We start from the raw sequence: 22,017 nt of genomic DNA, 5'->3' as shown, positions 1-22,017 counted from the left end.
GTAAAGGTTAGATTATGCAAATCGTAGTCAATGGTGAAATTGTTGAAGCGCAAGACGGATTAACTGTTGCTCAGCTTATTGCGCAACGTTATGGTTCGGATGCAGGACTTGGTATAGCGGTCGCAATTGGCGACGATGTGCTTTCTCGCGCACAATGGGAATCAGCCGTCATATGTGATGGTAATCAAATCGAGATTCTTAGCGCAGTTCAAGGCGGCTGAAACACCACAAAATTAAGCGTGAAATTAGTGCGCTTAATTATTTAATTTTAATTAAGTTTAAATATTAAATAAAAGGCTTAAAATGACAGAAAATAATACAGAAGAAAGTGCCGATACTTGGCAGCTTTGCGGTAAGACTTTACATTCAAGGCTTTTGCTTGGCACTGGTGGCATGACGAGCATTGACATTATGGAAAAGTCACTTGTAGCTTCAGGTGCGGAAGTGGCTACGGTTGCAATGCGCCGTCACGCAAAAACAGGCGTGGATATTTACGGCATGTTGCAGCGTCACAATATTAACGTTTTGCCAAATACTGCAGGCTGCAAAACTGCGCATGACGCTGTGCTTACAGCAAAAATGGCTCGTGAGTCGCTTGGAACTGACTGGATTAAGCTCGAAGTAATTGCAGACGACGATACTTTACTTCCAGATACTCGTGAAGTATTACTTGCTGCAGAAAAGCTTATTGAAGAAGGCTTTAGTGTTCTTTGCTACACGAATGACGACCCGATTGTGGCTCGCCGCTTGGTTTCGCTTGGTGTGAAGGCTGTTATGCCTGGTGGTGCTCCAATTGGAACTGGTCTTGGTATTTTGAATCCTCGAAATATTGAGCTGATTGTCCAAGAATGCAAGGAAGCTGGCGTTCCTGTGATTTTGGATGCCGGCGTTGGCACTGCTTCCGATGTTGTTAAAGCTTTCGAAATTGGCTGCTCTGGCGTGCTTCTTGCAAGCGCTGTAACTCGCTGTCCAGACCCAGTGAAGATGGGTCGTGCAATGGCTGCTGCTGTAACTGCTGGAAAGCTTGCTCACGATGCTGGCCGTATTCCTAAGCGTGAACATGCGCTCGCTTCTTCGCCTGTTGAAGGTCGCGCTTGGGCTGATTCTGTACTGTAAATTTTGTACTGTAATTTTTCGGCATATTATTCAACATGACGATTAATAAAATTTACGACAACCTGCAGGAGCTTGAGGTGGAACGCACTAGCCGCCACTTGCTCCTGCCGGGCTTTACGCATGAACATCAGCAGTTACTTCGCGATGCGAAAATCTGCATGGTCGGAGCAGGTGGACTTGGTTCGCCATGCTTGCTTTCGCTTGCTGCAGCAGGAGTTGGCGAAATTACGATTTGTGATGACGATGTTGTTGAGCTTTCTAATTTGCAAAGGCAGACTTTATATACTGTCGATCAGTGTGGCAAATCTAAAGCGCAACTTGCGGCTAAGCGTCTGCAAGCGTTATCTCCGGGTTTAAAAATCAACCTTGTAGATAGATTTAATGAAGACAACGCAAAGCAACTTGTAGAAAGTCACGACTTAATAATTGATGGTTGCGATAATTTTGCTACTCGCTTTTTGATTGCGGATGCTGCTTGGAGTGCTGGTACGCCAGAAGTTTACGGATCGGTGCTTTATTATGAAGGTCAAGTAAGCGTTTTTATGCCTGGGGAGGGACCGGGATTGCGCGACTTGTACCCTTGTCCTCCGCCTAAAGAAAAAGTGCCAAAATCGGCAGTATTGGGCGCGACTGCAGCTATTGTTGGCGCAATGATGGCAACTGAAGCAATCAAACTCATAACCGGTATTGGCACGCCGCTTATTGGTGTTTTGGCGCGCTACAATGCTCTGGATAATTCTTTGCGTCGTTTTAAGTTCAGCGCGTGAATGCTACTGAATTTTGCAGAATTTCCCCTTAATTTTGCTTAAATTGCAAAACTTGAGTCTAGTTGTATAAAGTTTTTTGTAATTTTTGGGAATAAAAGTTGACTTTTACAAGTTGAGTGTAGTAGGCTCAAGTTTTGGAAAGTAAAAAAGCTGGTGATTTACCTAGTTTCCAATAAGGAATCTAAATAAAGCTCAGCTCACGTAACTGCAAAACTTGAAGGAAAGCGTAATTGCACAAAAGGTGCAATACCTAGTTAAGGAGAAATTATGGGACGCGCAGTAGGTATTGATTTGGGAACAACCAACTCTTGCATTGCTACTCTTGAAGGTGGCAGCCCAACCGTTATTGTGAACGCTGAAGGCGCACGTACCACGCCATCTGTTGTGGCATTCAGCAAATCCGGCGAAATCTTGGTTGGTGAAGTTGCTAAGCGTCAGGCTGTAACAAACGTTGATCGCACGATTAGCTCAGTAAAGCGTCATATGGGCACTGATTGGACTGTTGATATCGACGGCAAGAAGTGGACTCCACAAGAGATTTCTGCACAGGTTTTAATGAAGTTGAAGCGCGATGCTGAAGCTTACTTGGGCGAGCCGGTAACCGATGCCGTTATTACATGCCCAGCTTACTTCAACGATGCTCAGCGTCAGGCAACTAAGGATGCAGGTAAGATTGCAGGCTTGAACGTGCTTCGTATTATTAACGAACCAACTGCTGCAGCTTTGGCTTACGGCCTCGAAAAGGGCAAGGAAGACGAGCGCATTTTGGTATTCGACTTGGGTGGCGGTACTTTCGATGTGTCCTTGCTTGAAATTGGTAAGGATGATGACGGATTCTCCACAATTCAGGTGCAAGCAACTAATGGCGATAACCACTTGGGTGGCGACGACTGGGATCAGAAGATTATCGACTGGCTTGTTGGCGAAGTTAAGAACAAGTATGGCGTTGATTTGAGCAAGGATAAGATTGCTTTGCAGCGCTTGAAGGAAGCTGCTGAGCAGGCAAAGAAGGAGCTTAGCTCTTCTACTTCCACCTCAATTTCTATGCAGTACTTGGCAATGACTCCTGACGGCACTCCAGTGCATTTGGATGAGACTTTGACTCGTGCTCACTTTGAGGAAATGACTTCCGACTTGCTCGGCCGCTGCCGTACGCCATTTAACAACGTTCTTTCTGACGCTGGAATTTCAGTAAGCCAGATTGATCACGTGGTTCTTGTTGGTGGCTCTACTCGTATGCCAGCTGTGAAGGATTTGGTGAAGGAACTTACTGGCGGTAAGGAAGCTAACCAGTCCGTGAACCCAGATGAAGTCGTGGCCGTTGGCGCAGCCGTGCAGTCGGGCGTTATTAAGGGAGACCGCAAAGACGTTCTGCTTATTGATGTAACTCCACTTTCCTTGGGTATTGAAACCAAGGGTGGAATTATGACAAAGCTTATTGACCGCAACACTGCAATTCCGACGAAGCGCTCGGAAGTATTCTCCACTGCTGAAGACAATCAGCCATCCGTGTTGATTCAGGTTTACCAGGGTGAGCGTGAGTTTGCTCGCGATAACAAGCCTCTTGGCACTTTTGAGTTGACTGGTATTGCTCCAGCTCCTCGTGGCGTTCCTCAGATTGAAGTCACTTTCGATATTGACGCTAACGGCATTGTGCATGTTTCCGCTAAGGATAAGGGCACTGGTAAGGAACAGTCTATGACTATTACTGGTGGTTCCGGTTTGCCAAAGGACGAAATTGACCGCATGGTGAAGGAAGCTGAAGCTCACGAAGCTGAAGATAAGAAGCGTAAGGAAGAAGCTGAAGTTCGCAACCAAGCAGAAGCCTTTGCTTACCAGACTGAAAAGCTTGTGAACGACAATAAAGACAAGCTTTCCGATGAAATCTCTAAGGAAGTTACCGACAAGGTTAATGCTTTGAAGGAAGCTTTGAAGGGTGACGACGTTGAGAAGATTAAGTCTGCTCAAAGCGAGTTGATGACTTCTGCTCAGAAGATCGGTCAGCAGCTTTACGCTCAGCAGGGTGCTGCTGGTGCCGAAGCTGGCGCTCAGTCTGCTGCTGGCGCTCAGGCTGGCTCTGCAGCTAAGGATGATGATGTAGTTGACGCCGAAGTGGTGGACGACGACAAGGACGATAAGGACAATAAGTAATGTCCGACTTTAACGCCAACGAATATTTGCAAGATATGGAAGATGCTGACTCGCTGGGTGTAAAAGCTACAGGTGATTCTGCGAAATCGTCTGCGCAATCTTCATCGAAAGCTGCTGAAGATGCAAATCCTGCAGAAACGAAAGCTGATGCACAAGCTGATGCTAACGTTTCTGCGGATTCCGCAAATTCTGAGGATACAGCGAATTCCACTGAATCCTCAGAATCGAAAGACAGCCAAGACGCGGATAGCGGCAGTTTAACTCCCTTAGGTAAAGCTAAGAAAGAAGCTGCAGAGTACTTGGAAGCGTTACAGCGAGAGCGTGCTGAGTTTATAAACTTCAGAAATCGTTCTGCCAAAGAGCAGGATCGTTTCAGACAGCATGGAATTATTGACGTGCTGACAGCATTGCTTCCGGCATTGGATGACATTGACCGCATTCGCGAGCATAGCGAAATGGATGATTCATTCAAGGCTGTTGCAACTAAGATAGATAAAGCTTTTGAAAAGTTTGGTGTGGAAAAGTTTGGTGAGAAGGGCGAAGATTTTGACCCGACCAAGCATGATGCAATTTTGCACAGGCCAGATCCAGACGCTACAAAAGAAACTGTTGATGCTGTAGTTGAAGCAGGATATCGAATAGGAGATCGCGTTATTCGCGCCGCTCGTGTGGTCGTTTCTTCGCCAAGTAATGACTAACGAAACTCTTAGTCGTGACTTTATTGCATAACTTGCTCGTGCTGACTCATAAGAGTTAGCACGAGCAGACTATATTTGGTCAAAAGCGAAATAGCCAATGTGCTTGTGAAGAAAGGAGGCACAAATGGCTGAAAATGAATGGTTAGCTAAGGATTTTTATAAGGTTCTCGGTGTCTCCAAAGACGCAGATGAGGCAACGATTACCAAAGCGTATCGCAAACTTGCTCGTAAATATCACCCTGATTTAAACAAAACAAAAGAAGCTGAAGAAAAATTTAAGGATGTTTCTGAAGCTTACGACGTACTAAAAGATAGTCAAACTCGCCAACGTTACGATGCTATCCGCCAATTTGGTGCTGGTGGTGCTCGTTTCGCTGGAGGAGCAGGTGGTGCTGGCGGTTTCGATGCGTCGAGCTTCTCGGACATTTTCTCTATGTTCAACGGCGGCTCTGGCATGGGCAGCATGGGTGGCATGGGCGGAAACGGTTCGCGCATTCGCTTTACATCCAACGGTGCTGGACCAAATATGAGCGACATTTTCTCTATGTTTGGTGGAGGTCAGCGCTCTCAAGATTCAGCAGGATTCCAGGGTACGAGTGGCTTTGGTGGTGAGAGGTATTCTCAACCGCAGGAAGCTAATGTGCCTGAAGTTGGCGAAGATATAACAACCGATATAAAGCTCACATTTAAGCAAGCTTTTAAAGGCGCTACAGTATCGTTGCGTGCGGCTGGTGAAACTTTTAAAACGCATATTCCAGCTGGTGTAAAAACCGGACAGAAAATTCGTTTGAAAGGAAAAGGCAAGCCAGGCAAGTTCGGTGGTGCTGCAGGTGACTTGTACTTGCATGTTCAAGTAGAAGCATCAGATAAATTTACTTTGCGAGGCGACGATTTGATTTCTACATTGCCGCTAACGTTAAGTGAAGCAGTGCATGGTGCAAAGGTTAGTGTAAACGACATAGACGGCAATCCTGTTACTTTCAAAGTTCCAGCTTGTGTTTCAAGCGGCGATGAAGTTCGTATAGAAGGTGCTGGAGTGCCTGGAAAGAATGGCGATTTTGTTGGTGTTGTGCAGATTCGTTTGCCAAAGCGTTCGAGCATGTCTCTTAGACGCGTTGCAAAAGAATTTGATAAAACTGCTGGCGAAACTTATGCTGAAGAAATTAAAAAATTAAGACAAAACTAAGTTAACAATAATTTAGTAGGTTAAACACTGTTGAATTGCTTGTAACAGTGCTTTAAACATACTAAAAAGGGCAAAGGAAGGCGTGCTATGACACCAATAACGCGTGAAACTAAAGCACTGTATGAAATGTGTGCAGTTGCTTTAGTGCGTGGTACTGCAACGCTTGACGGGGCAGATGAAGTAGGATTTGTTCTTGATTTGCCAATATTTACCGTAAGCCATGTGGCACGCCTAACTAATACGCACCCGCAAACTTTACGACAGTATGATCGGCTTCATTTAATAATGCCGAATAGGACTGAAGGCGGCGCTCGCCGTTATTCTTTGCGAGATATAGACAGGATTGTGCAAACTCAGCATTTAAGCCAAAATGAAGGCATTAATCTTGCTGGCATCATGCAAATACTTGATTTGCAAGAAGAAAATCGACAGCTGAAAAGACAAGTAAGGCATTTGTTAGATTCTGCAGAGTCTTCAGAGCGCAACATTTTTGCTGCAAATGCAGATGGTGACATTGTGGAAATGCAGCGTTCTCGCAATGCGCGTCGCTGGAGGCGGGATATTCTTACAGAGAGACGAGCGTTACCTTCGTCGTATTCTTCGGAAAGCTATAACAGTAATTATAAAAATCGAAAGTCTTTGGATGAAAAATCTGTGGTGTTGTGGAGAGCGTGGAGCATATAGTAACGTAGGCATGGCTACTTATTGTGCTTAAGTGAGAAATTAGCGAGAAGAATTAATAGTGCGAAAAGTAATACAAAATTAGTGCGAAATAATGCGCTACAAAAGCTAAAGCAAATATATGCAATATAAAGGATTGTGAATGGCTGAACAGACGACGAATGTGTGTGTAAGTACTCTTAACTCTAGTGAAGAAAAACATGTGTTGCGTGCAGTTTTTTGGGACATGGATGGCACTCTTATAGATTCCGAGCCGTATTGGCATGAGTCGGAATTTTATTTAGTAAAAAAATACGGTGGTTACTGGGATGAAGATTTAGCTTGGGAATGTTCCGGCGGATCCCTTGAAACTGTTGCCAATAAAATGATTCCAAGCGGTACAAAACTTACTGTAGAAGAAATCGGCAAAGGTATGGTTGATTACGTTGCTGCTCGTGAAGCTGAATCCGTGCCATGGGTTCCAGGAGTTTTAGACGTACTTAAAAGCCTTACGGATGCTGGCATTCCTTCAATTTTGGTGAGTAATTCGCCGCGTTGTTTGGTTGAAAATATTGTGAATCACGCTCCAGAAGGCACTTTCGCTGGGTATGTGTGTGGAGATGATGGATTTAAACCAAAGCCTAGTGCTGAGCCATATCTTGCTGCAGGAAAAATGGTTGGCATTGAGGGTACGGACGAGGAAGTTGCGAAGCAGATGGCTAATTGCATTGCCATAGAAGATTCTCTATCTGGTCTTACTGCCGCAATTAATTCCGGAGCAACTGTAATTGCACAAACAGGTTTTTCGCGCGCAAACATATCTGAAAGCAAGCATCACGCAGAACTTAACGGTTATGAAAATGTGACTGCTAAAATGCTTGAGAACATTGTTTTGAGTCGAAACTAATTAACAAACTAGCAAAACTAATTAATAAACTATTTAGCTATTTATTTAGATAGCTATTCGCATATCTGTTTGTAAATTAGCTACAGTTGATTTACTAGTTTCCTCCAGTTGTGTCATAGTTATTGTCATAACCATGACCGCCAGAATTATTATCGTAGCTGCCAACGCCGCCCGATGATGAATCGTCACGACCATACAGCTGGCTATCAAGGTCTAAATCGTTGTCGTTGTCCTTGTCTTTATCTTTGTCCTTGTTTTTATCCTTATCTTCATTCTCAGTTTTTGCGTGCGTGAATGTGTGTTGTTCGCCTAATCCCCATTTTCCATCAGGTCCGCCAATTTTGCCTGTGTCTTTTGCTTCAGGGAATTTAGTATTCGGGGTTCCTATTACCGCTTGACGCATGTATCTTGTAAACAAGTGCACAGGGTAGTCGCTTCCGCCAAGATATCCGTGGAACGGTTTAATTACTTGTGGGCTACCTTTTGCGTCTGGATTCCATATAGCAAATGCGGTAACAATATTTGGCGTAAATCCTACAAAGCTACCAGCAGTTTCATCGTTTGCTGTTCCAGACTTTCCTGCAATTTCTCTACCTACAGCGCGAGCTTCAGTTGCTGTACCATGTTGCACTACGCCAATCATTGCTTTTGTAGCTAAAGCGGCATCGGCTGGTGAGAATACTTGCTTTCCAGCTGTTGGTGCACGGTAGAACTCTTTACCGTCGGGATTTTTTACGCTGGCAACAATATGCAAATCTGGGCGTCTTCCTTGGTTTGCAAATGTTGCATATGCGCGCGCAATTTCGCTTACATGTACAGAATCGTTTCCGAGCACAGTAAACGGATTCTCACCATTGACTCGTTCAGGATTTAAGCCTGCCATAACTGCGGTATGAGCAACTTTTTTAGCGCCAAGTTTACTTTGCAAATCCATATACACTGTGTTCACAGAATTTGCAGTTGCATTGTATAAGTTAATGGTGCCATAGCTCATGTTTGCAAAGTTTCCAACAGGTTTATCGATCCCATCAAACTTGCGTGGAGAATTGCCATTGAACATCGTATCCAAGCTAGTGCCAGCCTGAATTGCTCCCATAAGCGCAAAAGGCTTCATAGTAGAGCCTGGCTCATAAAGCGCTTGTGTGGCGTTATTAAGCTGTTTCTTTAGATAATCGTCTCCTGCGTAAACGGAAATGATTGAACCATCTTTTGCATTTATTGAAATTCCGCCAACTTGCAGTCCTTCTGGCACAATTCCTCGTCCATCTTGAGAAGGACTTGCAACTTTGAACATTAAATCTTGCTTAGCTTTATCGATAGTAGTAATAATGCGATATCCACCACTGTCGAGATCTTCCTGTGTAAAAGCACCATTCCTAGTTAACTCATCGCGAACCATATGCAATAAGTAACCTTGTTGACCTGCGTAAATGTTTTGAGTCGTCTGAGTAATAGTTTTAGGCATTTTTGCTTGCGCTGCCTGAGAGGCTGTAATGTAGCCATCTTCTTTCATAATGCGTAACACGCGCTTAAAACGAATGCCTGCTTCTTTTGGACCAATTGCAGGATCCCAGCTACTTGGTGCTGGAATAATACCTGCTAAAAGTGCAGCTTGCGAAAGTGACAAATCTTTTGCTTCTATGCCGAAATATGCTTTGGCTGCAGCTTGAATTCCGTATGCTCCTCTACCCAAGTAAATAGTATTCATATAATTGCAAAGTACTGTATCTTTATCTTGAGTTTGCGCAATTTTCAAAGCTAAAATAGCTTCTTTTAGTTTTCCAAAATAAGTTTTTGTTTCACCGAGATAATATCTTTCCGCATATTGTTGCGTAATAGTTGAGCCGCCCCAACGCCCGTGCTTTGTGATGTTATGAAGTAGTGCGCGTCCAATTCCTTTAAAATCTATTCCGCCATCGTGGTAGAAGGAACGATTTTCTGAAGCAACTATTGCTTTACCAACATATTTAGGTAGTACTGAACAATTGATAATTTCGCGATTTTGCTCAGCGAACGAACCTAATTCAGTTTTGCCATCTGAATAATACACTTTCGTCTTATCTGCCATAGCAACTTTGTCTGGTGCCGGTATGTCTGTAGTTGCATACAGATAAGCAAAAACAATTGTGCCTAGCAAAATTGGCACAAAAATAACGATAAGCGCCCAAAAAATAATAGGATGTCTGCCTCGCCAAGTTCTACGACGCCTTCTGCGTGTTGCTGCGCGAGAACGTTCGAATCTTGAATTACGGCTGCTTTTGTTTGATTCAAAAGAATACGAATTTGGACGATATGATTCTTGTCCGCGTGGTGGGACAGATGAAGGCATATTCGTATTTTTTTGTGATTGTGACGATATGCTTCGAGTAGCTTTCTCATGCGAAGTAGACGCTCGTCTTCCATCTTTACGTGCAACCATACATTCCACCGTAGCGTCCGGTGTTGAATTTTTCTACAAAACAGCATGTTTTTGTTTAGAAAAGATTAAAAATATTGAATATTAGTACATATTTGTTAAAGCAATAGTATTATGAAATGTGTATGGTGCGGCATAATGTAATGTCGCTTATTTTGCAGGGCAAGGAGTCTATATGAGCATCCGCGTTGCCATTGCCGGTGTCGGCAATTGTGCTTCGTCGCTGGTTCAGGGCGTTGAATATTACAAAAACGCTGATGACGGTGAGAAAATTCCAGGGTTGATGCACGCTGTATTTGGTCAGTATCGTGTGCGCGATATTGAGTTTGTTACGGCGTTTGATGTTGATTCTCTAAAGGTTGGGCATGATTTAAGTGAAGCAATTGGCGCTTCACAAAATAACACAATTCGTTTTGCTGATGTACCAAATTTGGGTGTAGAAGTATTGCGTGGTCCAACTTATGACGGCTTAGGTGATTATTATCGCGAGATGATTGACGAGTCCGAGGCTGAGCCTGTTGACGTAGCTCAAGTTTTGCGAGATAAGCATGTTGATGTGCTTGTTTCTTATTTGCCAGTCGGATCTGAGCAAGCCGATAAAGCTTATGCAACTGCTGCAATGGAAGCTGGATGCGCATTTGTAAACTGCCTGCCAGTCTTCATTGCTTCTGATCCTGAGTGGGCGCAAAAATTCCGTGATGCTGGAGTTCCTATTATTGGCGATGACATTAAAAGTCAGGTAGGTGCAACTATTACTCACCGCGTTATGGCTCGACTTTTTGAGGATCGCGGTGTGCGTTTGGATCGCACGTATCAGCTGAATGTTGGTGGAAACATGGACTTTATGAACATGCTTCAGCGTTCAAGACTTGAGTCTAAAAAGATTTCTAAGACTCGTGCAGTAACTTCAATCGTGCCTCATGAAATGGATGAGCATAATGTTCATATTGGGCCTTCTGACTACGTAGCTTGGTTGGATGATCGCAAGTTTGCTTTCGTGCGTTTGGAAGGTACTACTTTTGGTGATGTTCCTTTGAATTTGGAGTACAAGCTTGAGGTTTGGGATTCTCCAAATTCTGCCGGAATTGTTATCGATGCTGTTCGAGCCGCAAAAATTGCTTTGGATCGCAAGCTTTCTGGTCCGGTTTTGGCTCCAAGTTCATATTTTATGAAGTCTCCTGCAGTTCAGCATGAAGATAGTGAAGCTCGTCAATTAGTTGAACGCTATATTGCTGGTGATGTTGAAGCTAACGAGTCTCAGCTTGATGAAGATACTGAATTTGCAAAAGAGCACGGCAAGAGCGTGTGGCGCGCATAATTTATTACTACTCGACATGTAGCGAAAATCGTGTAATATAGATAGAGCCTCCGTGTGGCACTAAGTCACCCAATCCCCCCAGGGCAGAAATGCAGCAAGGGTAAGTGGCCTCTGGTGGGTGCGCGGAGGTTTTATTATGCGTAAAACTAGCGCGGTCGTAAATACTGTCGTAAAGTCTAAAGTATGAGTGAAGAATTTGCAGGAATTCAATCCAATAGCATTGACAATCAGCATGATGATTCTGCTGAGAAAAATGATGCGCTGCCGGTAGGTGGAACTTCGCAAGATGTTAATCGCAACAGTGAAGGTGGTGACTATTCGCATCCTTTGGATTCGATTAATACTATTACGCCATTTTCTCCAATCTCATCTGAAGATAATGACGAAAAAATATCGCCTTTATTTCCAGAAAATAATGAAGAAAAATCTTCTAAACAGTCTGTAAAACAGTTTGTGAAACAAACTAAGCGTCAATCTGATTTGTCTGATTTGTCTGATTTGTCTGATTTGTCTGGCTCGTCCGATTTGTCGTATTCGACTAATCAGTTATCTTCTAAAGATTCTCTATCAGATGCAGATGATATTGATCAGCTTGGTCAGCTTATAAAGCGTCCTAGAATATCTACCATATTGTGGTGTGTTGCTATTGCAATTGTTTTCTTGGCTTCTGCTGCGTTCATATGGTTTATTAGTGTGCAAACAGTACTTGGTCAAAGCTATGAAGAAATGGTAATTGATGGATTTGGTTCTCATGGTACGCCATCTTGGCTTGCATTTTGCTTGCGACCTATAAGCGTTTCTATGGTTGTTATAGTTACTAGCATAATAATTGCTCTTGTTTCACTCATAGTAGTTTGTATTCGTAAACGTTGGTGGCTTCTTGGTCAATGTGCTGGAATTATTATTCTTTCGGCTGCTGCTGAACCATTGAAAAAAATTCTTCCGCGCCCAATGCTTATAAGTATTGAATATTTGTCTGCAAATTCAGCACCTTCAGGTCATACCTTACTTATTACTGCATCATGTGCGTTGCTTATTTGCGCAGTTTCGCGTGTTTGGCGCGCATGGGCAGCGGTAGCTGCAGCTTTTATAAGCGTTCTTGTGGAACTTTCGTTGGTTGCAGCGCATTGGCATAGAGTTTCTGACGTTCTTATGTCATTACTTATCGTTGGTGCTGTAACGCTTATTATGCTCGCATGCACTCGCAGTAGTGGAATGGATATGCCAGCTTATCGACGTTCCTCAATTAGCGTTCAAATTGTAGGAAGCTCTATGATTACGATTGGTGTGTTGGCGTGTTTGTATGCACTTTATTTAATATGGCAAATTCTTCCTGGTGTTGATATTTTTGCTCAATGGGCTGCAAGCGTATCTTATGTAGCAACTTATTGGCTGATTATAGGCGTGTCTTTGCTTGTTTTTGGCGTAATTATGGTAATGCGTCACTCTACAGCTTCGCCGTTGAGTAGGCTTGGATTAGTAGGCGCTCCGCCGACGCCGCCATCTGCTTCTAAGTAATATTGTCTACTCTATCTGCTTTTATCCACCGAGGTGGAATGTAATAGACGTATAACTTAAGTTGCGATACAGTTAGCGTGAAACATATAGTTCGGAATTATATGTTCGATTGTGTTAGGAAAGGAGCGAATATGGCAGCACAGAATAAGCTAGTCATTGTGGAGTCTCCCACGAAAGCGCGAAAAATTGGCGGGTATTTAGGAAATGGCTACACCGTCATGGCTTCAGTTGGGCATATTCGCGATCTCGCTCAGCCAAGCCAAGTTCCAGCCTCACGCAAAGCAGCGTTTGGCAAGTTTGGTGTAGATGTCGATCATGGTTTTGCGCCATATTACGTAGTTGGCTCAGATAAAAAGAAAACTGTTTCCGATTTAAAGTCTGCGCTCGCAAAAGCTGACGAATTATATCTGGCAACTGATGAGGATCGCGAAGGTGAAGCTATTGCGTGGCACTTGGTAGAAGCGTTGAAGCCAACTGTGCCAGTAAAGCGTATGGTGTTTCATGAGATTACTAAGGATGCAATTCAAGTCTCGCTTAGTAATACTCGAAATGTTGACGACAATATGGTTGATGCGCAAGAAACTCGTCGTGTGTTAGACCGTTTGTATGGATATGAGCTTTCTCCTGTTTTGTGGAGGAAAGTTGGTCCTGGTCTTTCTGCTGGACGCGTGCAGTCTGTTGCTACTAGGTTGATTGTCGAGCGCGAACGCGAGCGTATGGCGTTTACTAAGGCGTCTTACTGGGATATTAGCGCGGTTTTAAGTTCTAAAGGCTCAGATGGCGAAAATGTTGATTTTGAAGCGCGCATGAGCGAGCTTTCTGGTCGTCGTTTGGCTGGTTCTAAAGATTTCAATTCAAAAGGTGAGTTGGTCTCTACAAAAGATGAATCACAAAAAGCTTTGCATGTTGATGCTGATTTTGCATCTAAGCTTTCTAAAGCTCTTGAGAATTCAGATTTTGTAGTTGACTCTATGGAAACGAAGCCGTATCGTCGTCGTCCTTTGCCACCTTTTACTACATCAACTTTGCAGCAAACTGCTGGAAACCGACTTTCAATGAGCTCTCGCCAAACTATGCGAGCTGCACAATCTCTATACGAAAACGGCTATATCACTTACATGCGTACGGATTCCGTAACGCTTTCCAAAGAAGCTATCGAAGCTGCGCGTAGTGCTGCTCGTGCAGCATTTGGCGACGAATATGTTTCGCAATCTCCTAAGCAGTACGCAACTACGTCTGCAGGAGCGCAGGAAGCTCATGAATGTATTCGCCCTGCTGGAGCGCGTTTCTTAAGCCCGGACGAGCTTGCAGATAAATTACCTGCGGATCAGCTAAAATTGTATACGCTTATTTGGCAACGAACCCTTGCGTCACAAATGGCTGATGCTACAGGTTTTACAGCAACTGTTAAGTTAAATGCTTCTGCTGGAGAATATGGAGAAGCTTTGTTCCAAGCTTCTGGAACAGTAATTACTTTTGCTGGTTTTATGAAGGTTTTTGGCAATGCTCATGCAACTGAAGGTGAAAGCGATAAGGCACTTCCTCAAATGCAAGCTGGGGATGTTCTTGAAGCTAAAAGTGTTAGTGCGGATTCTCACGAAACTCAGTCTCCTGCAAGATATACTGAAGCTTCTTTAGTTAAAACTTTGGAAGCTAAGGAAATAGGACGCCCTTCTACTTACGCAACGATTATTTCTACAATTATTGATCGCGGATACGTGTATGAGCGTGGACGTGCGTTAATTCCTTCTTGGCTTGCTTTTGCTGTAATTAAACTTTTGGAAGCGAATTTCCCAAAGTATGTTGATTACGCGTTTACTGCTGATATGGAAAATGGTTTGGACAGAATTGCGCACGGTGAAGAAACCGGTCGCGATTGGCTAACTAGATTCTATTTCGGTTCCGGTGAGGGTGCTGCTAATTCTGCTGATGAAGCTCATATTGGTTTGCAACAGCAGGTTGCAGAGCTTGGTGAAATTGATGCGCGTGAAATAAATACCATAGACATTGGCGATGGTTTGCATGTGCGTATTGGACGCTATGGTCCGTACTTGGAAGACATTAAGAATCTTGATGCTGAAGGCAACCCTCGTCATGCTTCTTTGCCAGAAACTTTAGCTCCAGATGAGTTAACTGTTGATGCTGCTCGAGAATTGCTTGAGAATAATGCTGAAGGTCCACGTGTGCTTGGAGTAGATCCAGAAACGGGTGGGAACGTAGAAGTGCGCAATGGTCGTTTTGGTCCGTACGTGGCACTGGTAGAAGAGCAGGATAACGCGGAAGATTCTAAGTCTTCTAAGGCTTCTAAAGCTCGTCCAAAAATGGCTTCTTTGTTTAAAACCATGGATCCAGCGACTTTGACTTTGCAAGAAGCGTTGCAACTCTTGAATTTGCCACGTTTGGTTGGTGAGTATGAAGAAGTTGATGCCGAAGGCGTTGTAAAACTAGCTCGTATCGAAGCAAATAATGGTCGTTACGGTCCATATTTAACTAAAACATATTCTGCTGTAGATACTTCTGCTGGAGAAACTGTGGAATCTAAGCCGGATACGCGATCCCTTTCTAGTGAAGATGCTATTTTTACTGTTACTTTGCAAGAAGCGAAAGATTTATTTGCGCAACCAAAGTACGTTAAGCGTACTCGTGGTGCCGCCAAGCCGCCTCTTCGTGAGCTTGGCGCAGATCCTGAAACTGGAAAGCCAGTAGTGATTAAGGATGGTTTCTACGGAGCTTATATTACTGATGGTGAAACGAATCGCACTTTGCCAAAGCAGTATACGCCTGAATCGATTGATCCGCAGGATGCGTTTGCACTTTTGGCGCAAAAGCGTGCCGCAGGTCCCGTAAAACGCAAAAAGCGCGCGACTAAGAGCACTGCAAAATCTTCTGAAAAGAAGTCTACTGCGAAAAAATCTACCGCAAAGAAAACTTCTACAAAGAAGACTACTTCAAAGAAATCTACCGCTAAAAAAGCATAGGAATGAAATCTAAAGATTAAATAAACCTTGCATATGGAGTCAAAAATATGGCATCTAAAAATGACGATTTTTCTGGTGGCTGCGCTTGCGGAGGAAACTGCGGCTGCAGAAGTGAGCAATCTTATGCAAATAAAGGCTTATTTATTTCTTTCGAGGGCATTGATGGCGTTGGTAAAACTACGCAAGTTGAGGCTCTTAAGGATTATTTGCAATCTTTGGGGCGAGAAGTTGTAGTGACGCGTGAGCCTGGCGGTACGCAGTTGGGTAAAACTTTGCGCGAAATACTGTTGCATGGCACGAGTGTATCTGCCAGAACAGAAGCTTTGCTTTTTGCTGCGGATCGTGCACAGCATGTTGCGCAAGTGATTCGCCCGGCACTTAGCCGTGGTGCAGTAGTAATAACGGATCGTTATATTGATTCTTCGCTTGCTTACCAAGCAGGCGGTCGCGAATTGACTATGGATGATGTGCGAACTTTAAGTGAGTGGGCAACGGATTCGCTATGGCCTAATCGCACTTATTTGCTAGATATGCAACCGGAAGATGCTTTTAAGCGTTTGCATCGCGAGCAAGATCGCATGGAATCAGCTGGAATAGATTTCGCTCGTCGCACTAGAGAAGCATTTTTAGATTTAGCGCAGGAGTCTGCAGATCGTTATCGCGTATTAGACGCAACGTTCTCGGCGAAATCATTATTTGAACTTATTGTGCAAGACGTACATAACTTAATTGAAGAAATTGAAACTAAATAAAATGGCGAACTTTATAAAGTGAAGAAGTAGAGAAGCTATGCAGGGGGTGAAGCGATGAGTGTGTGGGATAGCGTTATTGGGCAAGAACAGGTAGTTTCGCGATTGCGAAACATTGCTTGTGCGGACGCTAGCAAAATAGCGCAATCTTGGCTGATTTGCGGATCTGCTGGCTTCGGTAGTGCGCAAGTTGCGCGCGCTTTCGCTGCAGCTCTCGAAAGTCCGGATCATGGAGAAGGCAGTGATGGAATTAGTGGCGAAGGTGAGCTTAGTAAAACTGCCAAAGAAGTTTTAGCAGGATCGCATCCTGATGTGCATACGCTTGCAACAAAAGGCGTAACTCTTAGCATTGACGATGTGCGTGAGGCAATTGGGATTTCTGAGCAGATGCCTAGCACTGCTCCTTGGCGAATCATAATTATTGAAGATGTTGACCGAATGTTGGAACGTAGCACGAACGTTCTTCTTAAAGAGATTGAAGAGCCAAGTGAGCATACGATTTGGCTTTTATGCGCTTCAAGTGTTATGGATGTGCTTCCAACAATTCGTTCGCGTACACAACTTGTGCAATTAGCTACTCCAAACGAGCAGTCTATAGCAGAATATCTTACTAAAAAAACGGATGCGGATAATAAGCTAGCGAGTCGTGCAGCCAGGCTTTCTCAAGGAAATATAGCAACTGCTTTTATTTACGCAAGCGATGAGCGTGCTTTAAGTAGGCGAGATGAGCTTGTTGCAGGATTGCTTCGTATGCATGATGCTGCCGACGCAATTATGCTTGCTGCAATGCTTATTGACGATGCAAAAGCACAAGCAGAAGATGAGGTTCAGCGAAATGTTGAGGATCAACAAAAAGAATTTCGCAGAATTAACGGATTAGGCGATGAGGATCGCATTCCGCCCAAATTGCGCGCAAACTACAATGCAATTGGAAAAAAGGATGATGTAAAACGTAAAGTAACTCGTGTAAGCCGTGACGTGTTATGCCGTTCTCTTGACGCAATCGATAGCGTGTATAGAGACGTTTTAGTTGTTATTAACGACGCGCAAAAGTCTTCGCCAATTATAAATCAGGAATACAAGTCTAGAATTGTCCAGTTGGCACAAAGCATGACAGCAAGTAGAGCCTTGGATTGCGTTGACAGTATTGCTACTGCTCGTCGTCGGCTTTCGAGAAATGGTAACGCAACTCTTGTTTTTGAAGCGCTATTTTGCTCACTTTTGCAAAGTCAATAAAATGCAAAAGTATCATATCCTCCACGGAAGTGACATATCGCTTGTGCCTATTCTTGGTGAATTTGTTGATTCGCGTCGCATGATTTCTGGTCTAAACTCCATATGTGCAGGTAACCAATGTTGCTCTGATTTGTTGACAGCGGTTAGGCGGATTGCTTCGCGTGCAATTTGCTGGTACGGAGGACGGATTGAAGAAAGCTTTGGTTCAGATATTTCTGCCTGTCTGCTATCTCCGTAACCTATTACGAGAACATCCTGCGGAACTTGCAAAGAAAGCTCATCTAAAGCTAGAAGTGCTCCAAGTGCGACAGCGTCATTTGCGCAAATAACAGCGTCTGGTTTGCGAGATTGCTTAGCAGTAGAATCAGAAAAAAGCCGCATTGTATCCTTGAATCCACGTTGATAAGTAAGTTCTCCAAAAGTTGTCCAATCTGGCTCAGAAAGTAAACTTAATCGGCTTGCAGCAGTCTGAAAATTGGCAAATAGGTTTGCGCTTTGTGTGGAGTCAACATTTCCACTTAAATAAGCAATATTATGGGCATCGTGATGCGAAAGATGTATTAAAGCAGCTTCCATCATTGATTCTTGATCCATGCCAACCCAATTGACGTGGAATGAAGTAGCAGTGCCACCAATTTGCACAATGGGAAGATTGTCAACGTAGTTTTCAAGTGTTTTTGTTAAATCACTATTGTTAGATGGCATGACAATAAGACTGTCAACATTATGACCGATAAGCTCTTCTATGCGTTCTTCTTGAGCTTCTGCGTCTTTTCCAGTTCCAACAAGAAGTATTTTATCTATTTCATGAGCTGCTTCATCCAATGCAGAAAGCATATTTACACTGAATGAATCATCTACGTTGCTTGTGCCTATTACTACGCCGATTGTATTAGTTGTGTCACTTCTTAATGCGCTTGCTGCATAATTTACTGAATAATTAAGCTGCTCTGCAGCTTTTCTTACGCGTTTTGCAATATCGTCATCTTTGGCTCGTCTACCAGAAAGTACACGAGATACTGTTGCAATTGAAACTTTTGCAAGAGCTGCTACATGAGTTATGGAGGCGTTTTGATTAGTTTGATTTGTCATATTTGCCCCCGAATAAGTGCGGTGCTGTAATTATTGGTAAACAGCACCGCAAATTGAATATTATTTATTTGTCAGTTTATGTACACTTATTTATTTATATTATTCGCCTTTCGTGACTACATCGACAAGATTGTTAGCTACATTTTCAGCGTCTTCACCATCAACGGTAATTGTGATTGAATCTCCTTTAGTAATACCCAATCCCATAATTGAAAGAATGCTATTCGCACTTACAGGGGTACCTTCGCCTTTCGCAATCGTTACAATGCAATTTGAGGACATCGCGGCTTGAGAAAATTCTGACGCTGGGCGAGCATGTATTCCAACTGGGTCTTCAATAGTAACAGTACGAGTTGCAATTGCCATTTTTTCTCCTTTGAATAATAATTAACAAATTTTGCTTTTATTTTTATTTTTCATATAAAAGCAAACCATATTTTTTTCTTAAGGTTTTTTTGTTTGCTATTTTCAACATTAAGTGTAGCATAATTAATTGAAAAATACAGAAAACGTTTTCACTTGTTGTAACAACGTTTTTAATGGTGTATAGTTTCATTAGTAAGAAACGTTTACCTACAAGAAATGCTTATGCGGCGTTGCGGCCGTAATAAAGTTTCTAAACCTAAAGGAGGGTTTTAAGTATGGTAATCACTGGTGTTGGCATTGGGCGCTCGATGGCATATGGTGAAGTATTGTGTATGGCACCTGCTTTGCATGAGCCAGAGGATTCTCCTCGTGCTGTTAGTGTGTTGGCTGAGGATGCAAAAAAGGCTGTTAAAAATGCTTTAAATGAAGTAAATAAAGACCTAAACCATCGTGCAAGTGAGGCTCTTGAAGCAAAGGATGAGGGGACTCGAAAAGCAGCACCAATTATGCAAGCTCTTGCACAGATGGCATCGGATCCAGCGTTAATAAGTGCAATTGAATCTGGTATTGATAAGGGGAAAACAGCGGAACGTGCCACTTGGGAAGGGTTCGCACAATTTGAAGACATGTTGCGTAATCTTGGTGGTTACATGGCTGAGCGTGCAGGAGATTTGCATGATGTTGGCCAGCGTGTTATTGCATCTTTGATTGGTGTTGAAGCTCCTGGGGTGCCGGAAAGTGATTCGCCTTTTGTGCTGGTTGCTAGGGATCTTTCACCTGCTGATACAGCTTCACTTGATTTAAGCAAGGTTCAGGCAATTGTCACTCTTGATGGTGGTCCTACAAGTCACACTGCTATTCTTGCTCGTGCTCGTGGAATTGTTGCTGTTGTTGGAGCACACGATGCCTCTCAGCTGAAGAATCATCAAATTGTTGTAGTAGATGCCGTTAATGGTCATGTTATAAGCAGTCCTAGCGAAGAAGAGATCGCGCATGTTAAAGAGTCTCGTGAGCGTTTAAGCCGCGCTCGTGAATTGCGTGGATTGCCTGGAAGTACAAAAGATGGTCATTTGATTCCTCTTTTGGCAAATGTAGGAAAGCCCTCAGATGCCGTAACTGCTCATGAGTATGGAGCAGAAGGAGTAGGTCTATTCCGAACGGAATTTCTGTTTATTGGTAACGAGCAACCGCCTAGTATAGAAGAACAAACAGAATCTTATACAGAGTTACTATCTCAGTTTGAAGGCAAGAAAGTTGTTATTCGATTGCTTGATGCTGGAGCAGATAAACCGTTACCATTCTTGACTCCTGAAGATGAACCAAATCCTGCCCTCGGACTTCGAGGTTTGCGTACTCTAAGACAGCATATGGATGTTCTAGATGGTCAGCTGGAGGCATTATCTCGTGCTGATGCTGTGACGAATGCTGACTTATGGGTGATGGCTCCAATGGTTTCAGACGAACATGAAGCAGCATATTTTGTAAAACTTGGTAAATCTAAAGGTCTTAAAAAGGTTGGCATTATGGCAGAGGTGCCTTCTATCGCTCTTGTTGCCGAGGAGGTTGCTCAAGTTGCTGATTTTGTATCTATCGGAACGAATGATTTGACGCAATACACTCTTGCAGCAGATAGAACCCTTGGGTCTGTTTCTAATTATCAAACTGCTTGGCACCCTGCAGTGTTGCGCGCGATCAAAATGATTGCAGACGCTGGTAACGCACATGGTATGCCAGTCGGAGTGTGTGGAGAAGCTGCAGCAGATCCAGACTTAGCGATTGTTCTTACAGGTCTCGGTATTAACTCGCTTTCTATGACGCCAGTTGCTTTGGACGATGTTCGAGCAGAACTTGCTCAAACTACATTTGATGAAGCTAAAGCTAAAGCTCATGAGGCTTTAGCTGGAAAGTTCTACCACTCAATCATGCAAGAATAAGCCAAGGGAGTAATTCAAAATATGATCGTTACGAAGAACATTAAAAATTCGATTACCAATCAGAAATAATCAAGAATAATTAACATGCTTAGAAAAGAGAAAATATGAGTGCTGATATTGATGAGCTTCTCCCGGATTCTGCAGTAAACCTTGATATTGCAGCGAAAGATTGGCGTGATGCTATTTGTCTTGCGGGCAATGCTTTGAAGGAGTCTGGCTTTACTACTGATGAATATACGGATCAGATGATTGAAACAGTTGAAAAAATGGGTCCGTATATTGTTATTGCCCCAGGCTTGGCTTTGGCGCATTCGCGCCCGTCGGAAGCAGTGTTAAAAAGTGGTTTGAGCTGGATTCGTTTAAGTACGCCCGTTAAATTTGGTAACACTGCCAACGATCCGGTCTCTTTAGTAATTGGTCTTGCAGGTCACGATGAAAATGAGCATATTGGCGTTATGTCCGCGGTTGCTGCAGCTTTGTCTAATCCTGTGAAGACTAGAGAACTTGCGCAAGCAAAAAACGCTAAAGAAATTCGCGCAATTCTTAAAAGTTAAATACTAAAGAATTAGCTAATTTTGCAAAATTAAAAAAATACAACTCAACGAAAGAGGTTATCTATGAATATTCTATGTGTATGCGGAAACGGCATTGGCACGTCTGTACTTTTAAAAATCAATGTTGAGGCTGCGGCAGCAGACTTAGGTCTTGATGTTACAGTTACTACTTCCGATGCTGGAAGTGCAAAAGGTACTGCCAATATGAATGATCTTGTGCTCACTTCTCCTCAGCTTGCTCCAGAGCTTGAGGGCACTACCACTCCTGTAGAAACAATTGAAAATTTCATGGATGTTGAAGAGGTGAAGGGTGTGCTTGAGCGTTACGCATAAATTATGTGTAACAAATAAACGTTTGATTATGCTGATTA

Annotated in this window: 19 protein-coding genes and 1 other RNA gene; 17 read left to right on the top strand and 3 right to left on the bottom strand. The window is 43.4% G+C overall.

What is annotated here, in order from left to right; all coding sequences use genetic code 11:
- The first annotated feature begins 14 nt into the window (after positions 1-14).
- The 8 genes from thiS to HXT41_RS04000 all read left to right on the top strand — a co-directional run bounded on the left by thiS (position 15) and on the right by HXT41_RS04000 (position 7,485).
- Complete coding sequence (gene thiS / locus HXT41_RS04035) at positions 15-221, top strand: sulfur carrier protein ThiS (RefSeq protein WP_004108127.1); 207 nt, start codon at positions 15-17, stop codon at positions 219-221.
- Positions 222-303: 82 nt separating this feature from the next.
- A complete protein-coding gene (locus HXT41_RS04030; RefSeq protein WP_004104776.1) occupies positions 304-1,116 on the top strand; it encodes a thiazole synthase in 813 nt (270 codons plus the stop codon).
- A 35-nt stretch (positions 1,117-1,151) separates the two neighbouring features.
- On the top strand, positions 1,152-1,883 hold the full coding sequence (locus HXT41_RS04025; RefSeq protein ID WP_033888410.1) for a HesA/MoeB/ThiF family protein: 732 nt from the start codon (positions 1,152-1,154) through the stop codon (positions 1,881-1,883).
- A 267-nt stretch (positions 1,884-2,150) separates the two neighbouring features.
- Positions 2,151-4,034 (top strand): molecular chaperone DnaK, encoded by a 1,884-nt coding sequence (gene dnaK / locus HXT41_RS04020; protein ID WP_004104772.1) that lies wholly within the window; start codon positions 2,151-2,153, stop codon positions 4,032-4,034.
- The gene (gene grpE / locus HXT41_RS04015; RefSeq protein WP_012914519.1) at positions 4,034-4,732 is read left to right on the top strand and encodes a nucleotide exchange factor GrpE; all 699 of its coding nucleotides are present in this window, start codon (positions 4,034-4,036) and stop codon (positions 4,730-4,732) included. Before dnaK ends, grpE begins: the two co-directional genes overlap by 1 nt.
- Positions 4,733-4,856: 124 nt before the next feature.
- Positions 4,857-5,918, top strand: coding sequence for a DnaJ C-terminal domain-containing protein (locus HXT41_RS04010; protein ID WP_415692841.1), 1,062 nt, complete (start codon positions 4,857-4,859; stop codon positions 5,916-5,918).
- Between the two features lie 87 nt (positions 5,919-6,005).
- Entirely contained in the window at positions 6,006-6,602 is a 597-nt protein-coding gene (locus HXT41_RS04005) for a heat shock protein transcriptional repressor HspR (RefSeq protein WP_076003097.1), read from the top strand.
- Positions 6,603-6,741: 139 nt separating this feature from the next.
- Positions 6,742-7,485: an HAD family hydrolase gene (locus tag HXT41_RS04000; protein ID WP_076003096.1), complete on the top strand. Its 744-nt coding sequence runs from the start codon at positions 6,742-6,744 to the stop codon at positions 7,483-7,485.
- Positions 7,486-7,579: 94 nt separating this feature from the next.
- Here the strand turns inward: HXT41_RS04000 and HXT41_RS03995 are convergent, their stop codons facing one another.
- Positions 7,580-9,904, bottom strand: a complete 2,325-nt coding sequence (locus HXT41_RS03995; RefSeq protein ID WP_033888409.1) for a transglycosylase domain-containing protein — start codon at positions 9,902-9,904, stop codon at positions 7,580-7,582.
- Between the two features lie 172 nt (positions 9,905-10,076).
- Between HXT41_RS03995 and HXT41_RS03990 the strand changes: the two genes are divergently transcribed.
- The 6 genes from HXT41_RS03990 to HXT41_RS03965 all read left to right on the top strand — a co-directional run bounded on the left by HXT41_RS03990 (position 10,077) and on the right by HXT41_RS03965 (position 17,700).
- Positions 10,077-11,219 (top strand): inositol-3-phosphate synthase, encoded by a 1,143-nt coding sequence (locus HXT41_RS03990; RefSeq protein WP_033888408.1) that lies wholly within the window; start codon positions 10,077-10,079, stop codon positions 11,217-11,219.
- Positions 11,220-11,260: 41 nt separating this feature from the next.
- An RNA gene (gene ffs / locus HXT41_RS03985) (signal recognition particle sRNA small type) lies at positions 11,261-11,357 on the top strand.
- A 45-nt stretch (positions 11,358-11,402) separates the two neighbouring features.
- Positions 11,403-12,737, top strand: a complete 1,335-nt coding sequence (locus HXT41_RS03980) for a phosphatase PAP2 family protein (RefSeq protein WP_004108062.1) — start codon at positions 11,403-11,405, stop codon at positions 12,735-12,737.
- Between the two features lie 131 nt (positions 12,738-12,868).
- Complete coding sequence (gene topA / locus HXT41_RS03975; RefSeq protein ID WP_421788572.1) at positions 12,869-15,715, top strand: type I DNA topoisomerase; 2,847 nt, start codon at positions 12,869-12,871, stop codon at positions 15,713-15,715.
- 47 nt (positions 15,716-15,762) lie between these two features.
- Positions 15,763-16,467: a dTMP kinase gene (tmk, locus tag HXT41_RS03970; protein ID WP_162861150.1), complete on the top strand. Its 705-nt coding sequence runs from the start codon at positions 15,763-15,765 to the stop codon at positions 16,465-16,467.
- Between the two features lie 54 nt (positions 16,468-16,521).
- Positions 16,522-17,700 carry a DNA polymerase III subunit delta' gene (locus tag HXT41_RS03965; RefSeq protein WP_064621982.1) on the top strand — a complete coding sequence of 393 codons (1,179 nt, stop codon included), beginning with the start codon at positions 16,522-16,524 and terminating at the stop codon, positions 17,698-17,700.
- 12 nt (positions 17,701-17,712) lie between these two features.
- Here the strand turns inward: HXT41_RS03965 and HXT41_RS03960 are convergent, their stop codons facing one another.
- Positions 17,713-18,792: a LacI family DNA-binding transcriptional regulator gene (locus HXT41_RS03960; RefSeq protein WP_004108041.1), complete on the bottom strand. Its 1,080-nt coding sequence runs from the start codon at positions 18,790-18,792 to the stop codon at positions 17,713-17,715.
- Positions 18,793-18,891: 99 nt separating this feature from the next.
- Complete coding sequence (locus HXT41_RS03955; RefSeq protein ID WP_004108039.1) at positions 18,892-19,158, bottom strand: HPr family phosphocarrier protein; 267 nt, start codon at positions 19,156-19,158, stop codon at positions 18,892-18,894.
- A gap of 275 nt (positions 19,159-19,433) precedes the next feature.
- On the opposite strand from HXT41_RS03955, the gene ptsP reads away from it, so the two are divergent.
- The 3 genes from ptsP to HXT41_RS03940 all read left to right on the top strand — a co-directional run bounded on the left by ptsP (position 19,434) and on the right by HXT41_RS03940 (position 21,979).
- Complete coding sequence (gene ptsP, locus HXT41_RS03950; protein WP_033888406.1) at positions 19,434-21,092, top strand: phosphoenolpyruvate--protein phosphotransferase; 1,659 nt, start codon at positions 19,434-19,436, stop codon at positions 21,090-21,092.
- A 104-nt stretch (positions 21,093-21,196) separates the two neighbouring features.
- The gene (locus HXT41_RS03945; protein WP_004108034.1) at positions 21,197-21,646 is read left to right on the top strand and encodes a PTS sugar transporter subunit IIA; all 450 of its coding nucleotides are present in this window, start codon (positions 21,197-21,199) and stop codon (positions 21,644-21,646) included.
- Positions 21,647-21,709: 63 nt separating this feature from the next.
- Positions 21,710-21,979, top strand: coding sequence for a PTS sugar transporter subunit IIB (locus tag HXT41_RS03940; protein ID WP_004104746.1), 270 nt, complete (start codon positions 21,710-21,712; stop codon positions 21,977-21,979).
- Positions 21,980-22,017: the final 38 nt, after the last annotated feature.

The sequence above is a fragment of the Gardnerella sp. DNF01189 genome (genome assembly GCF_049244195.1).
In the GTDB taxonomy this organism is placed as follows: Bacteria; Actinomycetota; Actinomycetes; order Actinomycetales; family Bifidobacteriaceae; genus Bifidobacterium; species Bifidobacterium swidsinskii.
The sequence above is the reverse complement of the archived record's forward strand: the minus strand, read 5'-3'. Positions and strand labels throughout refer to the sequence as shown.

Coding starts and splice junctions, on each gene's coding strand:
- HXT41_RS04010 (WP_415692841.1), top strand. CDS start 4,857: ATGGCTGAAAATGAATGGTTAGCTAAGGATTTTTATAAGGTTCTCGGT.
- HXT41_RS03960 (WP_004108041.1), bottom strand. CDS start 18,792: ATGACAAATCAAACTAATCAAAACGCCTCCATAACTCATGTAGCAGCT.
- HXT41_RS03965 (WP_064621982.1), top strand. CDS start 16,522: ATGAGTGTGTGGGATAGCGTTATTGGGCAAGAACAGGTAGTTTCGCGA.
- HXT41_RS03995 (WP_033888409.1), bottom strand. CDS start 9,904: ATGGTTGCACGTAAAGATGGAAGACGAGCGTCTACTTCGCATGAGAAA.
- HXT41_RS03940 (WP_004104746.1), top strand. CDS start 21,710: ATGAATATTCTATGTGTATGCGGAAACGGCATTGGCACGTCTGTACTT.
- HXT41_RS04000 (WP_076003096.1), top strand. CDS start 6,742: ATGGCTGAACAGACGACGAATGTGTGTGTAAGTACTCTTAACTCTAGT.
- HXT41_RS03945 (WP_004108034.1), top strand. CDS start 21,197: ATGAGTGCTGATATTGATGAGCTTCTCCCGGATTCTGCAGTAAACCTT.
- HXT41_RS04030 (WP_004104776.1), top strand. CDS start 304: ATGACAGAAAATAATACAGAAGAAAGTGCCGATACTTGGCAGCTTTGC.
- thiS (WP_004108127.1), top strand. CDS start 15: ATGCAAATCGTAGTCAATGGTGAAATTGTTGAAGCGCAAGACGGATTA.
- HXT41_RS03990 (WP_033888408.1), top strand. CDS start 10,077: ATGAGCATCCGCGTTGCCATTGCCGGTGTCGGCAATTGTGCTTCGTCG.
- tmk (WP_162861150.1), top strand. CDS start 15,763: ATGGCATCTAAAAATGACGATTTTTCTGGTGGCTGCGCTTGCGGAGGA.
- HXT41_RS04025 (WP_033888410.1), top strand. CDS start 1,152: ATGACGATTAATAAAATTTACGACAACCTGCAGGAGCTTGAGGTGGAA.
- HXT41_RS03955 (WP_004108039.1), bottom strand. CDS start 19,158: ATGGCAATTGCAACTCGTACTGTTACTATTGAAGACCCAGTTGGAATA.
- HXT41_RS04005 (WP_076003097.1), top strand. CDS start 6,006: ATGACACCAATAACGCGTGAAACTAAAGCACTGTATGAAATGTGTGCA.
- grpE (WP_012914519.1), top strand. CDS start 4,034: ATGTCCGACTTTAACGCCAACGAATATTTGCAAGATATGGAAGATGCT.
- ptsP (WP_033888406.1), top strand. CDS start 19,434: ATGGTAATCACTGGTGTTGGCATTGGGCGCTCGATGGCATATGGTGAA.
- topA (WP_421788572.1), top strand. CDS start 12,869: ATGGCAGCACAGAATAAGCTAGTCATTGTGGAGTCTCCCACGAAAGCG.
- dnaK (WP_004104772.1), top strand. CDS start 2,151: ATGGGACGCGCAGTAGGTATTGATTTGGGAACAACCAACTCTTGCATT.
- HXT41_RS03980 (WP_004108062.1), top strand. CDS start 11,403: ATGAGTGAAGAATTTGCAGGAATTCAATCCAATAGCATTGACAATCAG.